Below are 5,217 nucleotides of genomic sequence, written 5' to 3'. Positions count from 1 at the left end.
AAAAAATCCGGCCTTGGTTCAAGGGGTGGTCGCAACGGCTTCACATTCGGTGCGGCCGGGCTGCACAGCGTCGACCCACACGCCTCGTCGGTCACATCTACCTACCTGGCCTGCAGACCTGGTGACAAGCACATGATCCCGACGAACTTATGAGCGCGACCATTAGCGGCGCAGGCAGCCCTCGGCAGTGTCCTGGACATGCGGGTACGGGTATTGAGTCGGCCCTGCGCCCGGCTTTGCCGCGCTGGTGGTCACGATTAGGCTGACCCCGGGTAATTCATCGGCGACCAAGGAGAGGCACGTGACGGTCCGGGTAGGCATCAACGGCTTCGGCCGCATCGGGCGCAACTTCTACCGCGCGCTGCTGGCCCAGCAGGCCCAGGGGGCCGCGGCCGACGTCGAGGTCGTCGCGGTCAACGACCTGACCGATAACGCGCACCTGGCCCACCTGCTCAAATTCGACTCCATCTTGGGCCGGCTGCCCCACGACGTCGGCCTGCACGGCGACGACACCATCGTCGTCGGCGCGGCCGAGATCCGGTCACTGAAAATCACCGAAGGCCCCGCGGCCCTGCCGTGGGCCGACCTCGGCGTCGACGTTGTCGTCGAGTCCACCGGCCTGTTCACCGACGCCGCGAAAGCCAAGGGCCACCTGGGGGCCGGCGCCAAGAAGGTGATCATCTCCGCGCCGGCCACCGACCCCGACATCACCATCTGCCTGGGGGTCAACGACGACAGGTACGACGGCAGCCAGAACATCATCTCCAACGCGTCCTGTACCACCAATTGCCTTGCGCCGCTGGCGAAAGTGCTGCACGACGAGTTCGGCATCGTCAAGGGCCTGATGACCACCATCCACGCCTACACCGCCGACCAGAACCTGCAGGACGGGCCGCACCAGGACTTGCGCCGCGCCCGCGCCGCCGCGTTGAACATCGTCCCGACGTCCACCGGGGCGGCCAAGGCCATCGGCGTGGTGATGCCCGAACTCAAAGGCAAACTCGACGGATACGCGCTGCGGGTGCCGATTCCCACCGGATCGGTCACCGACCTGACCGTCGATCTGGCCACCTCAGCGAGCGCGGACGAGATCAACGCCGCATTCAAGGCCGCCGCGCAGGGCCGGCTGAAGGGCATCCTGCGCTACTACGACATCCCGATCGTCTCCAGCGACATCGTCACCGACCCGCACAGCTCGATCTTCGACGCCGGCCTGACCAAGGTGATCGACGGCCAGGCCAAGGTGGTGTCGTGGTACGACAACGAGTGGGGCTACTCCAACCGCCTGATCGACCTGGTCGCGCTGGTCGGCAAGTCTCTGTAGACCGTGACCGTCAAGACTCTCGACGACCTTCTCGCAGAAGGGGTTTCGGGTCGGGGCGTGCTGGTGCGCTGCGACCTGAACGTGCCGCTCGATGATGACTGCGTCATCACCGACCCCGGCCGGATCGTCGCGTCGGTGCCGACGCTGAAGGCGCTTCTGCAGGCCGGTGCCAAGGTGGTCGTGACCTCACATCTGGGCCGCCCGGAAAACGGGCCCGACCCGAGGTTCTCGCTGACGCCGGTCGCCGCGGCGCTCGGCGAGCAGCTGGGCCGGCACGTGCACCTGGCCGGCGGCCCCGATCGTTCACCTGTCGGCGCCGACGCGCGGGCCGTCGTCGCCGGACTGTCCGACGGCGACGCGCTGTTGCTGGAGAACATCCGTTTCGATCCCCGCGAGACCAGCACCGACGACGCCGAGCGGCTGGCGCTGGCCAGGCAGCTCGCGCAACTCGTCGGCGCCGGCGGGGCCTTCGTGTCCGACGGGTTCGGGGTGGTGCACCGCAAGCAGGCCTCGGTGTACGACGTCGCCACCCTGCTGCCCGCGTATGCCGGCACCCTGGTGGCGGCGGAAGTCGCTGTGCTGGAGCAGCTGACCGGCTCCGCCGAACGGCCGTACGCGGTGGTGCTCGGCGGCTCGAAAGTCTCCGACAAGCTCGGCGTGATCGAACAGCTCGCGACGAAAGCCGACAGCATCGTCATAGGCGGCGGCATGTGTTTCACATTCCTTGCTGCGCAACGCGTTTCGGTGGGCAGGTCGTTGTTGCAGCCCGACATGGTGGAGACCTGCGCGCGGCTGATGAGCACTTACGTCGACGTGCTGCGGCTGCCGGTGGACATCGTGGTGGCCGAGCGGTTCGCCGCCGACGCGCCGGCGCAGGTTGTGCCCGCCGACGCCATCCCACCCGGCATGGTGGGCCTGGACATCGGGCCGGGGTCGGTGCAACGGTTCACCGCGCTGCTGTCCAACGCGAAGACCATCTTCTGGAACGGCCCGATGGGCGTCTGCGAGTTTCCGGCATTCGCCGCCGGAACCAGGGGCGTCGCCGACGCGATCGCCGCCGCCACCGCCAGGGGCGCCTTCAGCGTCGTCGGCGGCGGAGACTCGGCGGCCGCGGTCCGGGCGTTGGGCCTGCCCGAGGCCGGCTTCAGCCACATCTCCACCGGCGGCGGCGCATCGCTGGAATACCTTGAGGGCAAAGACTTGCCCGGTCTGGCGGTGCTGAAAACCCGAGGAGAGTCGTGACCCGTAAGCCATTGATCGCCGGCAACTGGAAGATGAACCTCAACCACTTCGAGGCGATCGCCCTGGTGCAGAAGATCGCGTTCGCGCTGCCGGACAAGTACTACGACAGGGTCGACGTGGCCGTGCTGCCACCGTTCACCGACCTGCGCAGTGTGCAGACCCTTGTCGACGGCGACAAGCTGCGCTTGACCTACGGCGCCCAGGACCTGTCCCAGCACGAGTCCGGTGCCTACACCGGCGAGATCAGCGGAGCTTTCCTGGCCAAGCTGGGGTGCGGCTATGCCGTCGTGGGGCACTCCGAGCGGCGCACCTATCACCACGAAGACGACGCGCTGGTGGCGGCGAAGGCCGCCGCGGCTCTGCGGCACCGACTGACGCCGATCGTCTGCATCGGCGAACACCTCGAGGTGCGTGAGGCCGGCGATCACGTGACCCACAACGTCGAGCAGTTGCGCGGCTCGCTGGCGGGGCTGTCGGCGGAGCAGGTCGGCGCCGTCGTGATCGCCTACGAGCCGGTGTGGGCCATCGGCACCGGGCGGGTGGCCGGCGCCGCCGACGCGCAGGAGGTGTGCGTGGCGATCCGCACCGAGCTGGCCGCGTTGGCGGGCCCGCAGATCGCCGACACCGTGCGGGTGCTCTACGGCGGATCGGTGACCGCCAAGAACATCGGCGACATCATCGCCCAGCCTGACGTCGACGGTGCTCTGGTGGGTGGCGCGTCGCTGGACGGGGAGCAGTTCGCGACGCTGTGTGCCGTCGCGGCCGGCGGTCCGCTGCCGTAGCGCGAGGCGCCGGCACGCTGATCACGGCGCCGGGTGAGCGCCCGGTAAGGTGAACGCCATGCAACTGGCCCTGCAGATCACCCTGGTCGTCACCAGCATCCTGGTGGTGCTGCTGGTGCTGCTGCATCGCGCCAAGGGCGGCGGCCTGTCGACGCTGTTCGGCGGCGGCGTGCAGTCCAGCCTGTCCGGGTCGACGGTCGTGGAAAAGAACCTCGACCGGCTGACGCTGTTCATCACCGGCATCTGGCTGGTGTCCATCGCCGCGATGGCGCTGCTGATCAAGTTCCGCTGACGGCGGGACGCGGCAGTTGTGAGTCGACGCCCCGGGTCCGCTACTACGGCGCCATCCTGACCCAGCCGGGCCCCGGGTCCGGCTCCGGCTCCTCCGGACCGGCACCGCCGGCGCCGCCGCCGGCACCATTGCCGCCGGTGCCGTCGATGCCGTCGGGACCGCCACCGATGCCCGGCGCAGGAGGCGCGACCTCGGGGGGTTCGGCCTGTTGCGGCGGGGCCGGCGCCTGTTTCGGTGCAGGCGGTGCCGCGACCGCCGGGAGAGGTTTCTGGATTTGCGCCTGCGGCGGCGGGGGTGGCGGAATCTCTGGCGGGTCCGTGGGAACGATGTCACCGGAGGGAACCACGCGGATCACCGGCACGAGCACCGTGACGTGCGCGTCACGATCCCGGCCGCCATCGGGGTAACGGCCCGCCACGACGACGCCGCCGTCGGTCATGAACGGCAGCTCCACCACGGCGGCGCCCGGCAGATCCCGCCCCGCCGGCGCAGCCGAACCGTGCGCGAGACCCGCTGACATCGACGCGATCCTGCCCTGATCGCGGGGGCAGTAGGCGCCCACCGCCGCGGAGATGAACCGGGTCACGGTGCGCGTGACGCGGTCGGGGAGGAGCCGCTCGATGGGGTTAATCTGGTATGACCTGTTGCGCATTTGGTCGACGAGGTCGTCCGCCGGCATGCCGCCGTCGAGTTCGCGACACACCTTGTGGGCGGTGGCGATCAGGCTCGGGTTGTTTTTGACGGCGGGGATGCCTTCCTGGTTGAGCAGCGCCAGGAACTGCTGGTCCTGGCCGGGGTCGGCCGCTGCTGGGGCGCCACCCAGAATCGCGGCGCCGGTGAGATCCACGACGGCGCTAACCAGGACGCCGGCGAGGAGGGTGATGCCGGTGAACATGTCATGTGTATCCGTTCTCCTGCGCTCGTCAGCCGACGGGCCTGAGCTGTGTGTGGGCCGATGTCAACGGCACACGTACAAACGCCACATGTAAAAACACCACTTGTAAAAACACCACTTGTAAAAACACCGTTAATTCTTCCAGATATCGGTTCATGACAACACTGCTGGCGCGTATAAGACGGAACTCGCATCGAATGTGAAGTGCGCTGACAGCAGCTACACAGCAGAGCGGTCCGGCAGGACGCGGTTTCGGCAGTCGACCCCGACTTCGTCGTCCACGACCGACCAGGCCCGGGCTGGCCGGCACCCCGCGCGACGGCGGATCGTGTCACCGCGCGTAGCGGACCGGGCACGGTTCCTGCGCGCGCGCCACACCCCCGATCTGGGCGGGCACCGGCCGCGGGTGGGCAGTCCAGCACGGGGTCATCCGATATCGGCCGAACAGTCGGGTCATCGCCGCTGTCATGGCCGCCAGCGAGAACGGCTGCGCGGGGCACGAGTGCCGGCCATGCCCGAACGCCGTCACCAGCACCGGGGCGGCAAGCCCGTTCGGTTCGGCCAGGCGGTGCCGGGTCCACCGATCCGGTTCCCAGTGCTGCAGGCCCGGCGCTGCGGTCGTGTTGAGCAGCGGCAGCAACGTTGCGATGGTCCAGCCGCGGGGTTACCAGCTGTTGCGGGT

At 68.7% G+C, this 5,217-nt stretch carries 6 protein-coding genes; 4 read left to right on the top strand and 2 right to left on the bottom strand.

Going from position 1 to position 5,217, the window contains the following annotated elements:
- Positions 1 to 301: 301 nt before the first annotated feature.
- From gap to secG, 4 genes are read left to right on the top strand one after another with little or no spacing between them, the layout of a single operon-like run.
- Complete coding sequence (gap, locus tag ABDW21_RS16060; RefSeq protein ID WP_343602373.1) at positions 302 to 1,324, top strand: type I glyceraldehyde-3-phosphate dehydrogenase; 1,023 nt, start codon at positions 302 to 304, stop codon at positions 1,322 to 1,324.
- A 3-nt stretch (positions 1,325 to 1,327) separates the two neighbouring features.
- Positions 1,328 to 2,566, top strand: a complete 1,239-nt coding sequence (locus tag ABDW21_RS16055; protein ID WP_343602371.1) for a phosphoglycerate kinase — start codon at positions 1,328 to 1,330, stop codon at positions 2,564 to 2,566.
- Complete coding sequence (tpiA, locus tag ABDW21_RS16050) at positions 2,563 to 3,348, top strand: triose-phosphate isomerase (RefSeq protein ID WP_343602369.1); 786 nt, start codon at positions 2,563 to 2,565, stop codon at positions 3,346 to 3,348. Before ABDW21_RS16055 ends, tpiA begins: the two co-directional genes overlap by 4 nt.
- 58 nt (positions 3,349 to 3,406) lie before the next feature.
- Positions 3,407 to 3,640 carry a preprotein translocase subunit SecG gene (secG, locus tag ABDW21_RS16045; RefSeq protein ID WP_343602367.1) on the top strand — a complete coding sequence of 78 codons (234 nt, stop codon included), beginning with the start codon at positions 3,407 to 3,409 and terminating at the stop codon, positions 3,638 to 3,640.
- A 43-nt stretch (positions 3,641 to 3,683) separates the two neighbouring features.
- On the opposite strand, the gene ABDW21_RS16040 is transcribed toward secG, so the two are convergent.
- Together ABDW21_RS16040 and ABDW21_RS16035 are read right to left on the bottom strand one after the other, a co-directional pair.
- On the bottom strand, positions 3,684 to 4,535 hold the full coding sequence (locus tag ABDW21_RS16040; RefSeq protein ID WP_343602366.1) for a DUF732 domain-containing protein: 852 nt from the start codon (positions 4,533 to 4,535) through the stop codon (positions 3,684 to 3,686).
- Positions 4,536 to 4,866: 331 nt separating this feature from the next.
- On the bottom strand, positions 4,867 to 5,175 hold the full coding sequence (locus ABDW21_RS16035) for a hypothetical protein (protein ID WP_343602364.1): 309 nt from the start codon (positions 5,173 to 5,175) through the stop codon (positions 4,867 to 4,869).
- Between the last annotated feature and the right edge of the window lie 42 nt (positions 5,176 to 5,217).

Source organism: Mycobacterium sp., from assembly GCF_039583805.1.
GTDB lineage: Bacteria > Actinomycetota > Actinomycetes > Mycobacteriales > Mycobacteriaceae > Mycobacterium.
This window is presented reverse-complemented; position numbering and strand designations above follow the sequence as displayed.